Origin of the sequence: Amycolatopsis sp. FDAARGOS 1241, assembly GCF_016889705.1 — a bacterium.
Lineage (GTDB): Bacteria > Actinomycetota > Actinomycetes > Mycobacteriales > Pseudonocardiaceae > Amycolatopsis.
This window is the reverse complement of record NZ_CP069526.1, coordinates 5,748,797-5,766,376: the sequence shown is the minus strand read 5'-3', so window position 1 is coordinate 5,766,376 and position 17,580 is coordinate 5,748,797. Positions and strand designations below refer to the sequence as shown.

Annotated in this window: 16 protein-coding genes; 12 read left to right on the top strand and 4 right to left on the bottom strand. The window is 70.6% G+C overall.

From position 1 onward, the window contains the following. The first annotated feature begins 147 nt into the window (after positions 1 to 147). Both I6J71_RS28375 and I6J71_RS28370 read left to right on the top strand, forming a co-directional pair. Positions 148 to 1,518: an MFS transporter gene (locus tag I6J71_RS28375; protein WP_204089658.1), complete on the top strand. Its 1,371-nt coding sequence runs from the start codon at positions 148 to 150 to the stop codon at positions 1,516 to 1,518. Continuing rightward, positions 1,515 to 1,979 carry a MarR family winged helix-turn-helix transcriptional regulator gene (locus I6J71_RS28370; protein WP_204089657.1) on the top strand — a complete coding sequence of 155 codons (465 nt, stop codon included), beginning with the start codon at positions 1,515 to 1,517 and terminating at the stop codon, positions 1,977 to 1,979. Before I6J71_RS28375 ends, I6J71_RS28370 begins: the two co-directional genes overlap by 4 nt. Before the next feature lie 27 nt (positions 1,980 to 2,006). On the opposite strand, the gene I6J71_RS28365 is transcribed toward I6J71_RS28370, so the two are convergent. Both I6J71_RS28365 and I6J71_RS28360 read right to left on the bottom strand, forming a co-directional pair. Next, complete coding sequence (locus tag I6J71_RS28365; RefSeq protein ID WP_204089656.1) at positions 2,007 to 3,137, bottom strand: alkaline phosphatase family protein; 1,131 nt, start codon at positions 3,135 to 3,137, stop codon at positions 2,007 to 2,009. Between the two features lie 33 nt (positions 3,138 to 3,170). Beyond that, on the bottom strand, positions 3,171 to 5,009 hold the full coding sequence (locus I6J71_RS28360) for a sigma-54-dependent Fis family transcriptional regulator (RefSeq protein ID WP_204089655.1): 1,839 nt from the start codon (positions 5,007 to 5,009) through the stop codon (positions 3,171 to 3,173). Between the two features lie 156 nt (positions 5,010 to 5,165). Between I6J71_RS28360 and I6J71_RS28355 the strand changes: the two genes are divergently transcribed. The 9 genes from I6J71_RS28355 (at position 5,166) to groL (ending at position 14,595) form a co-directional block, all read left to right on the top strand. Further along, entirely contained in the window at positions 5,166 to 5,408 is a 243-nt protein-coding gene (locus I6J71_RS28355; protein ID WP_204089654.1) for a hypothetical protein, read from the top strand. 166 nt (positions 5,409 to 5,574) lie between these two features. Next, positions 5,575 to 7,227, top strand: a complete 1,653-nt coding sequence (locus I6J71_RS28350) for a methane monooxygenase (RefSeq protein ID WP_204089653.1) — start codon at positions 5,575 to 5,577, stop codon at positions 7,225 to 7,227. Between the two features lie 122 nt (positions 7,228 to 7,349). Then, the gene (locus I6J71_RS28345) at positions 7,350 to 8,399 is read left to right on the top strand and encodes a 2Fe-2S iron-sulfur cluster binding domain-containing protein (protein WP_204089652.1); all 1,050 of its coding nucleotides are present in this window, start codon (positions 7,350 to 7,352) and stop codon (positions 8,397 to 8,399) included. Positions 8,400 to 8,475: 76 nt separating this feature from the next. Beyond that, on the top strand, positions 8,476 to 9,645 hold the full coding sequence (locus I6J71_RS28340; RefSeq protein WP_204089651.1) for a toluene hydroxylase: 1,170 nt from the start codon (positions 8,476 to 8,478) through the stop codon (positions 9,643 to 9,645). After that, positions 9,642 to 10,013 carry a propane 2-monooxygenase effector subunit MimD gene (gene mimD, locus I6J71_RS28335; RefSeq protein WP_204089650.1) on the top strand — a complete coding sequence of 124 codons (372 nt, stop codon included), beginning with the start codon at positions 9,642 to 9,644 and terminating at the stop codon, positions 10,011 to 10,013. The genes I6J71_RS28340 and mimD overlap by 4 nt, the downstream gene beginning before the upstream one ends. 48 nt (positions 10,014 to 10,061) lie before the next feature. After that, positions 10,062 to 11,099, top strand: coding sequence for an amidohydrolase family protein (locus I6J71_RS28330; protein WP_204089649.1), 1,038 nt, complete (start codon positions 10,062 to 10,064; stop codon positions 11,097 to 11,099). Further along, positions 11,096 to 11,836 (top strand): iron-sulfur cluster assembly protein, encoded by a 741-nt coding sequence (locus I6J71_RS28325; protein WP_239153956.1) that lies wholly within the window; start codon positions 11,096 to 11,098, stop codon positions 11,834 to 11,836. Before I6J71_RS28330 ends, I6J71_RS28325 begins: the two co-directional genes overlap by 4 nt. Continuing rightward, a complete protein-coding gene (locus tag I6J71_RS28320) occupies positions 11,833 to 12,858 on the top strand; it encodes an NAD(P)-dependent alcohol dehydrogenase (RefSeq protein ID WP_204089648.1) in 1,026 nt (341 codons plus the stop codon). The genes I6J71_RS28325 and I6J71_RS28320 overlap by 4 nt, the downstream gene beginning before the upstream one ends. 45 nt (positions 12,859 to 12,903) lie before the next feature. Beyond that, a complete protein-coding gene (gene groL / locus I6J71_RS28315) occupies positions 12,904 to 14,595 on the top strand; it encodes a chaperonin GroEL (protein ID WP_204089647.1) in 1,692 nt (563 codons plus the stop codon). Positions 14,596 to 14,626: 31 nt separating this feature from the next. Here the strand turns inward: groL and I6J71_RS28310 are convergent, their stop codons facing one another. Both I6J71_RS28310 and I6J71_RS28305 read right to left on the bottom strand, forming a co-directional pair. Next, positions 14,627 to 15,061, bottom strand: coding sequence for a DoxX family protein (locus I6J71_RS28310; RefSeq protein WP_204089646.1), 435 nt, complete (start codon positions 15,059 to 15,061; stop codon positions 14,627 to 14,629). 330 nt (positions 15,062 to 15,391) lie between these two features. Beyond that, positions 15,392 to 16,417, bottom strand: a complete 1,026-nt coding sequence (locus I6J71_RS28305; protein WP_204089645.1) for an NADPH:quinone reductase — start codon at positions 16,415 to 16,417, stop codon at positions 15,392 to 15,394. 100 nt (positions 16,418 to 16,517) lie between these two features. Here I6J71_RS28305 and I6J71_RS28300 point away from each other — a divergent pair, with 100 nt between their 5' ends. Continuing rightward, entirely contained in the window at positions 16,518 to 17,564 is a 1,047-nt protein-coding gene (locus tag I6J71_RS28300; protein WP_204089644.1) for a PAS domain-containing sensor histidine kinase, read from the top strand. Positions 17,565 to 17,580 lie beyond the last annotated feature (16 nt).

Here is a 17,580-nt window from a genome sequence, read left to right as displayed (position 1 = left end):
CGGCCCCCGTGCGGGTCTCAATGTGCGACAGTCGGACATAGTGCTTCGGATACCGAGTTAACTCTGTGGTACCGATCGCGCTGCACTGCCGAAAGTCGCCTCGTATAGTTCTGTGTGAGAACGAAATGTTCGAGGGAAGGGGAAGGCGTGGCGGTGCTGGTGGAGCGGCCGCGGCCGCGGGCGGTGCGCGAGCACCACCTCGCGGGCTGGTTCGCGGTGGGCGCGGTGTGCTTCGGCGCGTTCATGGGCCAGCTGGACGCGAGCATCGTCACGCTCACGTTCCCGGCGCTGCAGCGCGAGTTCGGGGAGCCGCTGGCGGCCGTGCAGTGGGTGTCGCTCGCGTACCTGCTGACGCTGGTGGGGACCCTCGCCGCGGTCGGCCGGCTCGCGGACGCCTACGGGCGCAAGCTCACCTACGTCCACGGCTTCGGTGTGTTCACCGCGGCGTCGGTCGCGTGCGGGCTCGCGCCGACGCTGACCTGGCTGGTCGTGTTCCGCGTGGTGCAGGCCCTGGGGGCGGCGATGCTGCAGGCCAACAGCGTCGCGCTGGTCGTGGGCAGCGTCCGCCGCGAGAAGATGCGCGCGGCGCTGGGGGTGCAGGCCGCCGCGCAGGCACTCGGCCTCGCGCTCGGGCCTGCGGCCGGCGGGTTGCTCGTCGACACCGTCGGCTGGCGGTGGGTGTTCCTCGTCAACGCGCCGGTGGGGCTCGCGGGGCTGATCGCCGGGCGGTACCTGCTGCCGCGCACCCGAGAGCGCACGCCGCTGGGCCGCTTCGACGGCGCCGGCGTGGCGCTGCTGGCGACCGCGTCGACGGCCGTGCTGCTCGCGGTGTCGGGGCTGTCGGGCCTCAGGCTGCCCGGGTGGGCGACCCCGGTGCTGTTCGTGGCGGGGGTCGCGGCCGCGGCGGCGTTCGTGGCGCGGGAGCACCGGGCGGCGAGCCCGATCCTGCACCTGTCGGTGCTGCGGCCGCCGGTCGTGTCGCTCGGCCTGGCCGGGGCGTTGTGCGGGTACCTCGTGCTCTTCGGCCCGCTCGCGCTGTTACCGCAGGTCCTGGGGGCGCACGGCGCGACCGGCGCGGTGCTCACCTGTCTGCCCGCGGGCTTCGCCGTGGCGGCGATCGCCGCCGACCGCGTGCTGCCGGCGAGCCTGGGCTCGCGCGCCCGCACCGGCGCCGGCGCCATTCTCGCGGCGGCCGGCTGCGCGGTCCTGGCGCTGGTGTCCGGTACGTGGGAAGTTGGCGTGTCGCTGTTCGCGGTCGGCCTCGGTCTGGGAGTGTTCATCCCGGCGAACAACTCGGCCGTCATGGGCGCCATCCCGACCCGGATGTCGGCCACCGGAGGAGGTTTGGTGAACATGGCCCGCGGTCTCGGCACGGCGCTCGGTGTGGCGCTCGTGACGCTCTGCCTCCACGCCGGCGGCACCGGCGGTCGGACACTCGCGATCGGCGTCCTCGCCGGGGCGGCCGTGCTCGCCGCCGGCACGGGACTGGCTTCGCCGCGCACACCCCGCACCGCATGACCCCCGAACCGAACCTCGCGGACGTCGTCGCCCGGCTGCGGCGCGCCATGCGCCGCGCCGCCCGCACGGCGGACCCGGACAACACGCTTTCGGTCGCGCAGCTCGAACTGCTCTCGTGCCTGGCCGAGAACCCCGGCGCGCGGCCCAGCCGCGTCGCCCAGCTGCTGAAGCTCGCGCCCAACTCCGTGACGACAATGGTCAGCGGCCTGCGCGCGCGTGAACTCGTCACCCGCACCAGCGGCAGCGCGGACCGCCGCACCGTCGAACTCGAGCTCACCGAAAGCGGCCGCGCCGCCGTGGACCGCTGGCAGCACCACAACGCCGAGATCCTCGCGGCGGCGATCGACCGCCTGCACCCGGCGTGGCGGCACCTGATCGCGTCGGCCGTGCCGGCGCTGGCGGAGCTGGTGGGCGCGATCGACCAGCTCGCGGAGAACGGCACGCCGCACACCGCCGGCTGAGCGCAGCCGGCTGTCCACAGGGGACGCTCAGCGCCGAGCGATCAGCAGTGGTACCACCAGTTCCTCGTCGGTCACGGAACCGTGCTGGCCCGTCATGCGACTCAGCCGCGGTTCGGCCTCGGTGCGCACGACTGCTGCCGTCCCGCGGGCCGCGGCCACGACGTCGCCGATGCGCGGCAGCACTTCGGCGTTCACCCGGGGGCCGAACCAGCCCGCGGCGACCGCTTCGTCGCGGCCGAGCACCCACGCGCGCTCGCCGAGGGTTTCGCGCCAGGCGGCCAGGACGTCGGGCGCGGCGCCGTCGCTCGCGTAGACGTGGCGGGCGCGCGCCTCGCCCCCAACGGTGCGCACCCCCGCCTGCAAGGCCGGTGTGGTGTCGAAGTCGACGCGCTCGCCGACGGTCACCATGCCGTGGTCGGCTGTGACCACCAGCGCCGAGCCGGCCGGCAGCGTGCCGGCGATCGCCTCGACCAGGCGGTCGACGAAGGACAGCTGGAAACACCACGGCTCACTGCCCGGGCCGTGGACGTGGCCGAGCAGGTCGAGGTCTGCGTGGTAGGCGTAGCACAGCGACCGCGGCTCGGCGAGCGCCGCACCGACCGCCGAGACCAGGTCGCCGAAGGCGTGTACGCCGCGGAACTCGCCACCGCGCAGGGCCGCGCGCGTCAGGCCGCTGTCGCGCTGGTCGCGCGGCCCCACCACGCACACGCCGACGCCCGCGGCGGCCGCGCGCTCGAACGCGGTCGGGCGCGGTTGCAGTTGTTCCGGCACCACGCGCTGCCGCAGGTCGATCGGCTTGCCGCCGGTGTGGCGCCGCCAGCCGAGCACGTTCAGTACGTCGCGCCCGGCCTCGAACGCGTAGCCGACCACGCCGTGCTCACCCGGCGTGAGCCCGGTGCCCAGCGACGCGACGCTCGTTGCCGTCGTGCTCGGGAACCCGGCTGTGAGCGGGCGGGCCGCCAGCGAGGACAGGAACGGCGCCGTCTCGGCGTGGCGCCGCAGCAGTTCCCAGCCGAGGCCGTCGACGAGCAGCACGCACACGCGCTCGGCCGCGGGCAGCCCGAGGGCGTCGCGCTCCCCGGGCACGCCGAGCCCGGCCAGCGCCGACGGGACGACGTCGGCGAGCGTGCCCGCCGCGTAGCGCTGCGCGAGATCCATGCCGTCACCCTAGGGGGACGGCGGGCCCGCTGATCAGTGATCCGGCGTGACGATCCCATACTCGTGGATCTTGCGGTAGATCGTGGCGCGCGAGATGCCGAGCAGCTTCGCCGCGCGCGGCTTGTTGCCGTGCGCCTCTTCGAGACTGCGCACGATCGCGTCGCGTTCGATCGATTCGAGGCCCTTGAGCGGACGTTTCGCCACGGCTTGGTACTCGGCCGGCAGGTCGCTCGGCTGGATCGACCCGAGCCGCCGGTGCTGCGCGACCTTGCGCAGCACCTGGTTCAGCTGCGCGGTGTTGCCCGGCCAATCGGCCCGCATCAACAGGTGCAGCGCGGTCGGCGAGCACGTCAGCCGGTTGGACCGCGAAAGCTTCGCGAGGAAGAACGGCACGAGCTCGGTGAGGTCGTCGACGTGCCGGCGCAGCGGCGGCACCGTGACGGTGCGGGGGAAGAAAGCCAGCGGCTCCGCCAGATCCGGGGTCGTCTCGGCCTCGGGCGCGAGCGTGACCGCGAGCCACGGCGCGTTGGCGCCGTACGTCGTGCGGACCTCGTCGAGCACCGCGGTGAACGCCTTGAGCTGTTCGCCCCGCAGCGCTTCGAGGTGCTGCACCACGAGCGAGTCGACCGGGTCGTCGACCAGGTCGCGCCGCAGGTCCGACAGCCAGTCGTCGTCCGCCGCGTCGCGCGCGTCGAGCGTGTGGAGCCGACCGGTCGGGTTGCGCCGCTGGTGCACGCCGCGGGCCAGGCTCAGCTTCCCGGTGCCCGGCTCGCCGGCGAGCACGAGCCACTCGCCACGGCTGTAGCCGGCGTCGACGTCGTGCGTGCAGCGCAGCCATGCGGGTGCGGAGCCCACGAGCCCGGGCAGGAACATCGGCAGCATCGGCACGGGTACGCCGCTCGTCTCGTCCTCGGACGCGAGCAGCTTCACCGACAGCACGCCGCCCACCACGTCGTCCTCGTGCTGGCCCGCCACGCGCCGGCAGTGCATCTTGACCTTGCCCCCGCCCGAGAGCCCGACGGTCGCGGTGCTGCGCCGGTGCTCGGACAGCGCCTGCGCGGCGTGCCCGAGCAGGATCGACTGGTCGGCGGAGTTGAGCAGCTGGCGCGCGCTGTCGTTCATCATCACGATGTCGTCGTTGAACGCCATCACGATCCCGGTCGTGCGCCGGCAGGCCTGCAGGTAGGACTGGAAGAGCATGAGCTCGCGCAGGTTGCTGTGGGTCAGCAGCGCCTGCTGGATCTGCTCGGCGGTGCTGCGCGCGAGCGCGATGAGGAGCCCGCCGGCGTCCTTGCGCCAGCACGTCAGGTCGATCGCTCCGATGAGCTTCCCGGAGATCGGGTGGTGGATCGGCACGCCCGCGCACGCGAGGTTCTCGAGGTGCTCCGCGTAGTGCTCGTGCCCGAACACGTGCGTCGGCTGGTCGTCCTCGAGCGCGGTGCCGATGCCGTTGGTGCCCACGAACCGCTCGCCGTAGCTGAACCCGGGAACCAGTTCCACCCGTTCGAGGTGGCGGTGCAGGTCGGTGTCGCCGCTGCGCTGGCTCAGCACGGTGCCGGTCGGATCGGCGAGGATCATGCTGATCGGCTGCCCGTCCAGTTGGTCGCCCAGACGCTGCATCACGAGCTTCGCGCTGTGGATCAGCGGCGTGTCGAGGTTGACCTCACCGAGGTAGGGCAGGTCGATCCGGTCCGCGGGCACGTGGAAGTGCCGGGACCGCCACCACGAAGCGAGGATCGCTTCACGAACCTGATCCGGCTCGACGGATTCGGACGTGAGGAACCGGATCCGGGTGCGGGCCAGCCCTTCTTGGTCGGGGAGGATCGCACTCGGGGGCGGAGCTTCGCGTCGTGCGGGTGGACTCGTCGCCACGGTCGACCTCCTGTCGCTGCCCACGTCGTCGTGTCGCGTACCGGGTCGAGCCCAGCTTAGGTCACGTGTCCAGGCCGGGTCTCACGTTGAGACGCGCTCCTCGCGCGCGCGGGGTTCTCATGGGGGTGTCGGCCCGACCACCGCAGGAGAACCCGAATGGATGAACAACAACGCGAGGAGACCTACAACCCGTGGACGGTCGTCGACGTGGTGTTCCGCCACCTCGCCGACATCGGACTGCACCCCACGCTGGGCTCCGGAGGCCCGCCCGGCGAGCCGGCGGCGCAATTGCTGCGCGCGCTGGGCATCACACCCACGGCGGAGGGCGACGTGCGCCTGCAGCACGAGAAGGAGTCGCACCTGGCGCAGCTGAGGGCGGCCATGATGGAGGACGGCTGAAAAAATCTCCGCCGGTTGTCTCGTATTGAGACTCGCGTTTCGGCGGGTCTCGCCCCTAATCGTCTGCGCAGGACTTCGCGCTCCGGTCCCGCCGGGTGAACCGGGTACCGCGGTACGGGCCGGGGCGAGCCAGCAGCCGTCGTGGCGCGACGGGTAAGGAGAAACCATGAGCCGCCAGAGCGTGGCGAAAGCCCACCAGAAGATCCAGGAGCTGTCGTGGGAACCGGTGTACCACCAGCCGGTGTCGCACTACGGAACCGATTACACGTTCCAGAAGGCCAAGAAGAAGGACCCGCTCAAGCAGGTGCTCCGCTCCTACTTCCCGATGCAGGAGGAAAAGGACCACCGCGTGTACGGGGCCGAGGACGGCGCCATCCGCGGCAACATGTTCCGCCAGGTCCAGGAACGGTGGCTCGAGTGGCAGAAGCTGTTCCTTTCGATCATCCCGCTGCCGGAGATCTCGGCCGCGCGGGCGATGCCGCTGCTGTTCCGGACCGTGCCGAACCCGGAGCTGCACAACGGCCAGGCGATCCAGATGATCGACGAGGTCCGGCACTCGACGATCCAGCAGAACCTCAAGCGCCTGTACATGAACAACTACATCGACCCCGCCGGGTTCAACTCGAGCCTGCGCAACTTCCAGAACGACTACTGCGGCACGATCGGCCGGCAGTTCGCCGAAGGCTTCATCACGGGTGACGCGATCACCGCGGCGAGCATCTACCTGACGATCGTGGCCGAGACGGCGTTCACCAACACGCTGTTCGTCGCCATGCCCGCCGAGGCGGCCGCCAACGGCGACTACCTGTTGCCGACGGTGTTCCACTCGGTGCAGTCCGACGAATCGCGCCACATCAGCAACGGGTACGCCACGCTGCTGATGGCCCTTTCCGATGAGAGCAACCACCAGCTGCTCGAGCGCGACCTGCGCTACGCGTGGTGGAACAACCACCGCGTCGTCGACGCGGCGATCGGCACCTTCATCGAGTACGGCACGAAGGACCGCCGCAAGGACCGGGAGAGCTACGCGGAGATGTGGCGTCGCTGGATCTACGACGACTACTACCGCAGCTACCTCGTCCCGCTCGAGAAGTACGGCCTGGTCATCCCCCACGACCTCATCGAAGAGGCCTGGAAGCAGATCTGGGAGAAGGGCTACGTCCACGAAGTCGCACAGTTCTTCGCCACCGGGTGGCTCGCCAACTACTGGCGCATCGATCCGATGACGGACGAGGACTTCGAGTGGTTCGAGTACAAGTACCCGGGCTGGTACGACAAGTACGGCAAGTGGTGGGAGAACTACAGTCGCCTGTCGGTCCCGAACGGGCACAACCCGATCGCTCTCGAGGACGTCGACTACGTCTACCCGCACCGGTGCTGGACCTGCATGGTGCCGTGCCTGGTGCGCGAGGACATGGTCATGGCCGAGGTGAACGGCCAGTGGCGGACGTACTGCCACGAGGCGTGCCGGTGGACCGACGTCGAGGCGTTCCGCCCGACGTACCAGGGCCGGGAGACCCCGAACATGGGGCAGCTCATCGGTTCCCGCGAGTGGGAGACGCTGTACCACGGCTGGAACTGGGCCGACGTGGTGTCCGACATGGGCTTCGTCCGCGACGACGGCAAGACCCTGGTCGCACAGCCGCACCTCGACCTGGACCCGAAGAAGATGTGGACGCTCGACCACCTGCGCCGGTGCCCGCCGCTGCAGAGCCCGAACGTGCTCCTCAACGAGATGACCGCCGAGGAGCGGGCCGCGTTCCAGGACGACTACAACCGCCAGGGCCCGGCAGGCCGGCCCGCCCGCGCGGCGTCCTGATCGGACTCACCGGTCTCCGCCGGCGACCGGGTGCCGTGCCCGCCACGGCCCCGGTCGCCGCCGGTGGCGCCCCGTGCTGCGTGCGACCCCCGGGCCAACACGATCGTCCAGTTGGGAAGACGATGGGAAACAAGCACCACGTGCGCTTCGAGCCGGTCGGGATCGAGATCGAGATCGACGAGGACCAGACGATCCTGCGCGGCGCCGCCGAGCAGGGCGTGATGCTCATGCACGGCTGCAAGGAGGGGCAGTGCGCCTCCTGCAAGTCGTTCGTCCTCGAAGGTGACGACCTCGACCACGACAAGTACTCGACGTTCGCGCTGCCCGACTTCGAAAAGGAGGAGGGGTTCACCCTCCTGTGCCGGGCGCACGCCTACGAGGACCTGACGATCGAACTGCTCAACTACGACGAGGAGATGATCCACTCCGGACTGCCCATCGTGGAGACCTCGGGCGAGGTCGTGTCGCTGGAGGAGGTCACCCACGACCTCCGGCGGCTCGTCGTGCGGCTCGAGGACGCCGCGGCGTTCAAGTTCTTCCCCGGTCAGTACGTCGATTTCGCGGTCCCGGGGCACGAAGCGACCCGGTCGTTCTCGATGGCGAACACCCCCGGCCGGGACTCCCGCCTCCTGGAGTTCGTCATCAAGATCTACCCGGACGGGTTGTTCTCGCAGTTCCTGGACACCGGCGTTTCGGTCGGGGACCGGCTGGAGCTCTCCGGGCCGTTCGGCGTGTTCACCCTGCGGGACGCGCCCGAGCGGGACCTGGTCTTCCTCGGCGGTGGCGCCGGCATGGCGCCCATCCTCTCGCTGCTGCGGTCCATGGCCGAGCGCGGCATCGAGCGGAAGGCGACCTACTACTACGGTGCCCGCCGCGAGCGGGACCTGTGCTTCGAGGACGAACTGCGCGCCCTCGAGGAGAAGATTCCCGGGTTCCGGTTCGTGCCGGCCCTGTCGGAGCCGGAGGACGGTGACGGCTGGGAGGGCGAGACCGGGATGATCACCGACGTCGTGCGGCGGCTCGAAGCCGACCTGGGCCGCACCGACGTCTACGTGTGCGGGCCTCCTCCGATGGTGGAGGCGGCCCTGGAGCTGCTGCCGGCGCTGGGCGTGCCGGAGAAGCGGATCTTCTACGACAAGTTCACCACCACCGGCGACGCGGACGAGACGTGAGCCCGCCCGTGCTGATGGGACACCGAGAAATCGGGGTAACGACGAGACCCGTGCCCGACGCGAAGGAAAGAAACCGATGACAACGACGGCAGAACGCAGTGTGCCCAAGCCCGTCTTCACCGATGCCGAGGCGGGTGCCCGGGAGTTTCCCGACTCGGCGGAGCGGCACTTCAACTACTTCACTCCGAGGAAGCGCAAGCAGAGCCACTACGAGGACGTCACCGTCGAGGTGCAGCCGGACCCGCGCCACTACCTGAGCCAGGGCTGGTTGTACGGCTTCGCCGACGGCAAGGGCGGTTACCCGCTCGAATGGACCGCACTGAAGGCCTGGGGCTCGGACCGGCCCGAGCCCGTGCGCAGCCCCGGTTCGGGCGGCGCCGGCTACCCGTGGCCCGCGCTCGGCTGGCACGAGTTCCGCGACCCCAACGAAGAGTGGGAGCTCACGCTCTACCGCTACAACGCGAACGTGGTCCGCCAGCTCAACCAGAACATCGACGCGGCGCGCCAGTCGAAGGCGTTCGAGCAGTGGAGCCCCAACTGGGTCAGCTTCGTCGCGCAGCACGTCGGCGCGTGGATGCACGTGGACCACGGCCTGGGCCTGTACCTGTTCGCCAACGCCAACCGGCGGGCCCCGACCAACATGCACAACAACGCGATCTCCGTGAACAGCATGCACCGCATCCGCGCGGCGCAGGACCTCGCCCTGTACAACCTCACGTTGTCGGAGGAGATCGAGTCGTTCGACGGCACCGCGCACCTCGAGACCTGGAACGAGGACCCGGCGTGGCAGGGCGTGCGCGAGCTGGCCGAGTCGCTCACGGAGATCTGGGACTGGTGCGAAGCGATCTTCGCGGCCAACGTCGTGTTCGAGCCCCTCGTGGGTGAGCTGTTCCGCAGCCGGCTCGTGCAGCAGGCGGCGCCGGCCAACGGCGACTTCGTGACGCCGACCCTGATCGGCGCGGAGGAGTTCGACTACTCCGAGCGCGACCTTCGCTACACGAAGGCGATGTTCGACCTGCTCGTCAACGACAGTGAGTTCGCCGACCACAACCGCCGGCTGATGGACCAGTGGCTCTCGGCGTGGGTGCCGAAGTGCCTGGCGGCGGCGCGCACGATGCAGCCGCTGTGGTCGCAGCCCGACGCCAAGCCGATGCGGTTCGAGGACGGTCTCGACCGGTCCAAGAGCCGCTTCAGCGGCATCCTGTCCGACCTGGGTCTGCAAGCACCGAAGGAGCTGGGCCAGTGACCATCTTCAAGACGGCGGAAAGCCCGTACAAGTCCGACAACACCGCGTCGAACCGGTGCGGTTTCACCCTGATGAACAACCAGGTCGGCGTGATCGTCGCCGAGGTGATGGCGCGGCTGGACAACGTGACCGTGACTCCGTTGCCCTCGATGATCCGCGTCGACGCCGTGGGCCGCATGGACGTCGTGTACTCCGACATCGACGAAGCCGCCGGCGAAGAGGAGGGCTGGTTCAACTCGGCGGAGTTCGAGGAGAGCATGTCGACCCACTACGGCCGCATGGTCCACCTCGACGACCGCACCATCATGTTCGCCAATCCCGAGGACGCAGCCGAATACCTCGACTTCGACCTCGTGGCCCGGTCGTAGGACCCACCTCGGTCGGGGAAGCACTCGAGCCAATCCGGGAGGAGCATCGTGTACGAAAAGGACGGCGAGAAGTACTTCGTGGTCGACGGGCACACCCACTTCTGGGACGCCAGCCCGGCCAACTGGGTACCGGGACAGGAGGAGTACGCGAAGGGCTGGATCGAGTGCTTCCACGCCTACCAGGGCCTGGGACCGAAGGAGACTCACTGGCCCATCGAGAAGTTCCAGAAGTACGACGAAGAGACGATGATGCACGACCTGTTCGACGCGGGTCACGTGGACATCGCCATCTTCCAGCCCACCAGCCTCCGGCAGTGGTACAAGGAAGGCTTCAACACGACGGAGGTCAACGGCGCGCTCGCGGAGAAGTACCCGGGCCGGTTCATCGTCAACACGAACTGGGACCCGCGTGACGGCGAGCCCGGTCTGCAGGCGTTCGAGGCGCGGGTGAAGCGCTGGGGCTGCAAGGGCGTGAAGCTCTACACCGCCGAGTGGCACGGCGACTCGCGCGGCTGGAGCCTGCGGGACCCGGAGGCCGCGTACTACCTGGAGAAGTGCCAGGAACTGGGCGTGAAGAACATCCACGTCCACAAGGGACCGACGATCTGGCCCCTGGACAAGGACGCGTTCGACGTGCGGGACGTGGACTACGCGGCCACGAACTTCCCGGACCTCAACTTCATCGTCGAGCACGTCGGCCTGCCGCGGATCGAGGACTTCTGCTTCATGGCGACGCAGGAGCCCAACGTCTACGCGGGCCTGTCCGTGGTCATCGGCGGGCTGATGCACGCGCGGCCGCGCTTCTTCGCGAAGGTCATGGGAGAGCTGCTGTTCTGGGTCGGTGAGGACAAGATGATCTTCGGCGCCGACTACGCCATCTGGGAACCGAAGTGGCAGGTGGAGGGTTTCGTCGACTGGCAGATGCCCGATGGCGAGGAGTTCTCGGACTACGGGAAGCTGACGGTCGAGACCAAGAAGAAGATCCTCGGGCTGAACGCGGCCAGGCTCTACGACATCGAGGTGCCGGAAGGGCTGGGGCTGGAGAAGCCCAAGACCGTCGAGGCCGTCGGGGTCCCGTCGCCGTGACGGCGCCCGGTTCCGCCGGCGCGCGCACCGACCAGGCCGCCGCGATCACCGCGGCGGTCTGGTCGGCGCTGGGGACCGTGCGCGACCCCGAGCTCGACGCACCGCTCACCGACCTGGGTTTCGTGGCTTCGCACGCCGTGGACCCGGACGGCGAAGCGGTCGTCGAGCTGTGCTTGCCGACGTACTTCTGCGCGCCGAACTTCGCCTTCCTGATGGTGGCCGACGCCTACGACGCGGTGTCGGCGGTGCCGGAGGTGACGCGGACCGTGGTGCGGTTGAAGGACCACTTCGCGGCCGACGTGATCAACCACGGCGTCGCGGCGCGTGCCGGGTTCGTCGAATCCTTCGGCCGCGAGGCGGCCAACGAACTCGACGACCTGCGTGCGGACTTCATCCGCAAGGCCGTGCTCGCCGGTACCGACCGCGTGTGCCGCGGGCTGGTGTCGGCGGGCGTGGACCGCGAACGGCTCGCGGAGCTCACGCTCGGTGACGCGCCGGAGGGCCCGGACCGCGAGCGGCTGCGGGGGCGCCGCCGTGAGCTCGGCCTGCCCAGCGAAGACGCCGACCCGCTGGTGCTCGACCCGGGCACCGGTGAAGCCGTCTCGCCGGCGGACCTCCGCCGGCACCTGGGGCTGGCCCGCGTGACTCGGGTGAGCCAGGACGCGAACTCGGGGGTGTGCCGCGGGATGCTGCGCGCCCGGTACCCGGAGATGGGCGAAACGGAGGAGACGTCATGAGGGCCGTCCGGTTGCACTCCTACCACCAGCAGCCCGTGCTCGAGGAGGTGCCGGAGCCGAAGGCGACCGGACCGCTGGACGTCGTCGTGAAGATCGGCGGGGCCGGCGTGTGCCGCACGGACCTGCACATCGTCGAGGGCCAGTGGGCCGAGAAGTCCGGCGTCGCCCTGCCTTACACGATCGGGCACGAGAACGCCGGCTGGGTGCACGAGGTCGGCTCCGCGGTGACCAACGTGGCCGTGGGCGACACCGTGATCCTGCACCCGACGCCGACGTGCGGGCTGTGCCACGCCTGCCGCGCCGGCAACGACATGCACTGCGAGAACAACGCCTTCCCCGGCATCGACACCGACGGCGGCATGGCAGAGTACCTGCTCACCTCCGCGCGGGCGTGCATCAAGCTCGACCCGGGCACGCGGCCCGAGGACGTCGCGGCGCTGGCCGACGCCGGCATCACGGCCTACCACGCGGTGCGCAAGGCCGTGCCGCTGTTGCCACCCGGCACGGTGTGCGTGGTCAACGGCGCGGGCGGGCTGGGGCACATCGGCATCCAGTCGCTGCGCGCGCTGACCGCGACGACCGTCATCGTGGTGGACCGCAACGCCGACGCGCTCAAGCTGGCGGCGGAGCTGGGTGCCGACCACACGGTGCTGGCCGACGGCGGCCAGGTCGGCGCCGTGCTCGACCTGACCGGTGGCCACGGCGCCGAGGTCGTGCTCGACTTCGTCGCCGAGCAGGGCGCGCAGCAGGACGCGTTCGCGATGACGCGCCGCAACGGCTCGCACTTCGTGATCGGCTACGGCAGCAACATCGACATCCCGACCATCGACATCATCTCCACCGAACGCAACATCGTGGGCAACCTCGTGGGCACCTACAACGACCTCGTGGAGCTGATGGTGCTCGCCCAGGCGGGCAAGGTCACCCTGCACACGCGGCAGTACCCGCTCGACGCGGCGCTCGACGCGCTGGCCGACCTCGACGCCGGCCGGGTCCGGGGCCGAGCGATCCTCGTCCCCTGAAACCCCCGGTCCACAAACACAGGGTCCACACACAGGAGGAGCAGCATGGCCAAGGAACTTCGCTTCGGCTCGGAAGCCCGCGACCTGCTGGTGGCCGGGGTGGACAAACTGGCGGAAGCCGTGAAGTCGACGCTGGGTCCCAAGGGGCGCAACGTCATCATCGAGAAGATCACCGGCTCGCCGGTGGTCACCAACGACGGCGTGACGATCGCGCGTGAGGTGCACCTGCGTGACCAGTTCGAGAACATGGGCGCCCAGCTGGTGAAGGAAGCCGCGATCAAGACCAACGACGTCGTCGGCGACGGCACCACGACGGCCACGGTGCTCGCGCAGGCGATCGTCGGCGAAGGCATGAAGGCGATCGCCCACGGGGGCAACCCGGTGCTCGTCAAGCGCGGCATCGACCAGGCCGTGGGGCGGCTCGTGGAGCACCTGGAGACCATGGCGCACCCGGTGAAGTCCGAAGTGGACTACGCCAGGGTGGCCGCGATCTCCGCGAACGACGACGGTGCCGTCGGCACGGTGATCGCCAAGGCGCTGCACACGGTGGGAGAGACCGGGGTGGTGACGATCGAGGAGTCGCCGCGCATCGGCATGTCGGTGGAATTCGTGGAGGGCTTCGAGTTCGACAACGGGTACGTGTCGCCGTACCTGGTGACGGATCCCGGCCGCCTGGAAGCGGTGCTCGACGACCCGTACATCCTCATGTGCGCCGAGAAGATCACGAACGTCCAGCAGCTGATGCCCGTGCTGGACAAGGTGATGCGCAATCCGCGCCCGCTCGTGCTGATCGCGGAGAACGTGGAGGGCACGGCGCTGAGCATGCTGGTGCACAACCACGTGAACCGCACGTTCCAGGCCGTCGCGGTACGGGCGCCGGGCTTCGGTGACCGGCGGCTGCACAAGCTGGAGGACCTCGCGGCGGTCGTCGGCGGAGCTGTGCTGTCGAAGCACTCGGGCTTCTCGCTGGAGACGATGAAGCTCGAGCACCTCGGGCGCGCCAAGCAGGTGCGGGTCACGGAGAACACGACGCAGATCGTCGGGGGAGCGGGCTCCACCGACGACATCGAGTTCCGCGTGAACCAGCTGCGCGCGGAGCTGGCGCGAGCGCAGTTCGGTGTCGACGAGGACGTGCTGACCGAGCGGATCGGCGCACTGACCGGGAAGGTGGCCGTGATCCGGGTCGGCGCGGCGACGCCGGCCGAGCTCAAGGAGCTGCAGCACCGCGTGGAGGACGCGCTGTCGGCCACGCGGGCCGCGATCGCCGAAGGCGTCGTCGCCGGCGGCGGCGCAACACTGCTGCACGCCGAAAAGGTGCTGGCAGGCCTCGATCTCGAAGGCGACTACGCGATCGGCGCCGACATCGTGCGGCGGGCGCTGAGCGCGCCGGCGATGCTGATCGCCAGCAACGCGGGCTACGCGGCGTCGGAGATCGTGGCGCAGACGAGGAAGCTCAGCGACGACGAGGGCTTCGACGCGCTGCACGGGCGTTTCGGCGACCTGGTCGAGATGGGCATCATCGACCCGCTGCGCGTGTGCCGCTCGGCGCTGCAGAACGGCGCTTCGGTGGCGGGCCTGCTGCTCACCACCAACTCGCTGATCGCCGAGGAGCAGACGCCGTGGGGTGGCAGCCCGGCGCTGATGACGGAGTTCGGGCCGCTGGACGAAGGCCTGCACCAGCCGTCGCCGGACGCCAGCACCCCGCAGTCGCTCGGGATGGGCCCGAGCGTCGCCTGACGGCCAGGCCGAGCCACGGCCCCCGCGCGCCTCACCCCCGTACGGGTGCGCGGGGGCCTTCCTCTGCCCGGCCCGCGCGGCGCGCGCTCAGTGCCCCGCCGAAGGAGAACCGGCCCGGCCCGGTGAAGGCGAGGACCAGCAACGTCCAGGAGAACAACGCGGCCTGCTCGCCGCCGTTCTGGATGGGCCACAGGCTGTTCGGCGCATGCACGGTGAAGTAGGCGAACGCCATCGAGCCCGAGCCGATCAGCGCCGCGCCCCGCGTGCCGATGCCCAGGAACACGAGCGTGCCGCCCACGAGCTTGATGAGCGCGGCCCACCACCCCGGCCACTGCCCCACGGCCGCCGGTGCGTGGGCGCCGAGGAGGCCGAAGATCGTCTTCACGCCGTGGCACGCGAAGAGGAGGCCGATGACGATGCGGAAGAGCCCGATCGCGTGGTCGCGGATCGCGTCCAGCCGGTTCATGGTGCCTCCACACAGGACGGTGTGCCGGCGCGGCCGGGTCGCCGCCGGCCGCGTCACTGACTGGTCCAGACCTATTGGGTATACCCGGTCAGGTGGAGGCTCGGTACCCTGCGAAAGTCAGGTGTCGCCGGCCGGTCGCGTTCGAGGTGGTCGAACACGGCGGCCGGGCCGGGATGCGCACGCCGGGGTGGCTGGTCCTCCCGGGTGGGTGCGATGGGTCGAGCTCTTCTCGGCGTGGCGGGCGGCGGCCGGCGAAACCGGCTCGTACCCACGAAAACGGCGCCGGTCACCACATGCCGATGACCGGCACCGTACGTCCATTCAGGACACTCAGGAGGCCGGGGTCACGTCGATCAGCACCTTGCCGGTGATCCCCTGCTCCGACGCCTCGTGCGCGCGAGCCGTCTCGGCCAGCGGGAACCGGTGCACCGGCAACCCCCGCGAATCGCCCAGCCGCAGGGCGCCCGCGCGCAGTGCCGCGGTGACGTCCTCGGCGCCGGCCCGCAGCTTGTCCAGCCCGACCGTGTACAGGACCAGGAACTGGTACCGCGTGTTGAGCCACAGGTGCCGCCGGAAGTCGAGCGTGAGGGTGCCCGTGCCGCGGTCGTCGCCGTAGGCCGCGACGGTGCCGCGGGGGCGCAGGACCTCGAGGTGCAGGCCCGCGTTGACGCCGGCGGCGACCTCGACGACGAGGTCGACGCCTTCGGGCGCCAATGCCTTGATCTCGGTGGCCGGATCGGCCGCGGTGTAGCTCAGCACCTGGTCTGCCCCGGCCGCGCGGGCGAGCGCGGCCTTCTCGTCGGTGGAGACGGTGGTGAGCACCGTGGCGCCGGCCCAGCGGGCGAGCTGGATGGCGGCGTTGCCGACCGCGCCGGCGCCGCCGGTCACGAGCACGGTGCGGCCCGCGAGGGCAGCCGGCCCGAGCCTCGCCGGCCCGTCTTCGGCGACGGTCAGGGCGCGGTGCGCGGTCAGCGCCGGGATGGCGAACGCGGCGCCTTCGTCGAAGCCGACGTCGTCGGGCAGGCGCACGACGCGCGAGGCCGGAAGCACGGTGTACTCCTGCGCGGTCCCGGACGCCGGCGAGTGCGCGGCCGCCAGGATGACCCACACGCGGTCGCCCACGGCAACTTCCGTGACGCCCGGCCCGACCGCGTCCACCACGCCCGCGCCGTCCTGGTTGGGTACCGCCGGCCCGGTGAGTTCGCCCGGTCCGCGCCGCTGCTTCCAGTCCGTGGGGTTCACCGCCGACACGACGACGCGCACCCGCACCTCGCCCGCCCCCGGCTCCACGAGGTCCCGCTCCACGACCGACAACACTTCGGGCCCGCCGTGGCGGGAGTACGTGACAGCTCTCATGTCCGGTGCAATCCCGTACCGGGCCAGCGTATTCCGCGGTCCGCGGCGCTGGTGGGTACCGTGAGGGTGACCGGGTCGCCCACACCGCTCGGAGGGTGCCGTGGAGTCTCCTCACGCTCTGCTCGAGCTGATCCTGGACGCGGTGCCCCAGCCGGTGTGGGTGGTCGACCACGCGGGCCATATCGTCTTCGCCAATCCGGCAGCGGTGGCCGTGCTCGGCTACGACGACCTGGCCGAGCTGAAGGGCAAGCCGAGCCACGAGACGGTGCACCACCACCGCCCCGACGGGTCGGTGTACCCCGCGGCGGAGTGCCCGCTGCTGCGGCCGCGGATGACCGGCGAGACCGTCCGGTGCGACGATGACTGGTTCTTCCGGCGCGACGGCTCGATGTTCCCGATCTCATGGCGGTCGGCGCCGCTGGCACTGCCGGACGGCCGGGGCGCGGTGGTCGCGTTCGTGGACACGACCGAACGGCGGGCGGCCGAGCAGGTGGTGCGGGAGCGCGACGCGGCCGAGATCCGCGCGGCCGAGTCGCGGGCCACCGGGCGCCGCATCATGGAGAGCGCCACCGCGGCCCGGCGGCAGCTGGCGAGAGACCTGCACGACGGTGCGCAGCAGCAGCTCGTCAGCGTGCTCCTCGAGCTGCGGCTCGTGCGCGAAGAACTCGGCACCGACCCGGCGCGGGCCCTGCGGCTGCTCGAGGAGGCCACCGAGCACACGCAGACGGCGATCGACGAGCTGCGCGAGCTCGCCTCCGGCATCCACCCGGCGATCCTCGCCTCGCGCGGACTCGTCTCCGCGCTCAAGGCCCTCGCCGCGAGGTGCCCCTTGCCGGTGCTCGTGACCGGCGCGGTCGAGGTCGAACTCGCCGACGAGGTCGAGGCGTGCGCGTACTTCCTCGTGGCCGAAGCACTCACCAACGCGGTGAAGCACTCCCACGCGTCCCGCGTCATGGTCACGGTGACGGCCCGCGAACCGCTGCTGACCGTCGAGGTCCACGACGACGGTATCGGCGGCGCGGCCCCCAGCGGCTCCGGCTCCGGCCTCGCCGGCCTCGCCGACCGCGTCGACGCTCTTGACGGCCAGCTCACCCTCGATTCCCCCGTCGGCGGCCCGACCGTGGTGGTGGCGGAGTTCCCGCTGTGAGCCAACCCCGCTCCGA

What these genes read in the sequence shown, in the direction of transcription:
- I6J71_RS28370 (WP_204089657.1), top strand. Translation starts at nt 1,515, where the DNA reads ATGACCCCCGAACCGAACCTCGCGGACGTCGTCGCCCGGCTGCGGCGC.
- I6J71_RS28365 (WP_204089656.1), bottom strand. Translation starts at nt 3,137, where the DNA reads ATGGATCTCGCGCAGCGCTACGCGGCGGGCACGCTCGCCGACGTCGTC.
- I6J71_RS28355 (WP_204089654.1), top strand. Translation starts at nt 5,166, where the DNA reads ATGGATGAACAACAACGCGAGGAGACCTACAACCCGTGGACGGTCGTC.
- I6J71_RS28350 (WP_204089653.1), top strand. Translation starts at nt 5,575, where the DNA reads ATGAGCCGCCAGAGCGTGGCGAAAGCCCACCAGAAGATCCAGGAGCTG.
- I6J71_RS28345 (WP_204089652.1), top strand. Translation starts at nt 7,350, where the DNA reads ATGGGAAACAAGCACCACGTGCGCTTCGAGCCGGTCGGGATCGAGATC.
- I6J71_RS28340 (WP_204089651.1), top strand. Translation starts at nt 8,476, where the DNA reads ATGACAACGACGGCAGAACGCAGTGTGCCCAAGCCCGTCTTCACCGAT.
- I6J71_RS28320 (WP_204089648.1), top strand. Translation starts at nt 11,833, where the DNA reads ATGAGGGCCGTCCGGTTGCACTCCTACCACCAGCAGCCCGTGCTCGAG.
- groL (WP_204089647.1), top strand. Translation starts at nt 12,904, where the DNA reads ATGGCCAAGGAACTTCGCTTCGGCTCGGAAGCCCGCGACCTGCTGGTG.
- I6J71_RS28310 (WP_204089646.1), bottom strand. Translation starts at nt 15,061, where the DNA reads ATGAACCGGCTGGACGCGATCCGCGACCACGCGATCGGGCTCTTCCGC.
- I6J71_RS28305 (WP_204089645.1), bottom strand. Translation starts at nt 16,417, where the DNA reads ATGAGAGCTGTCACGTACTCCCGCCACGGCGGGCCCGAAGTGTTGTCG.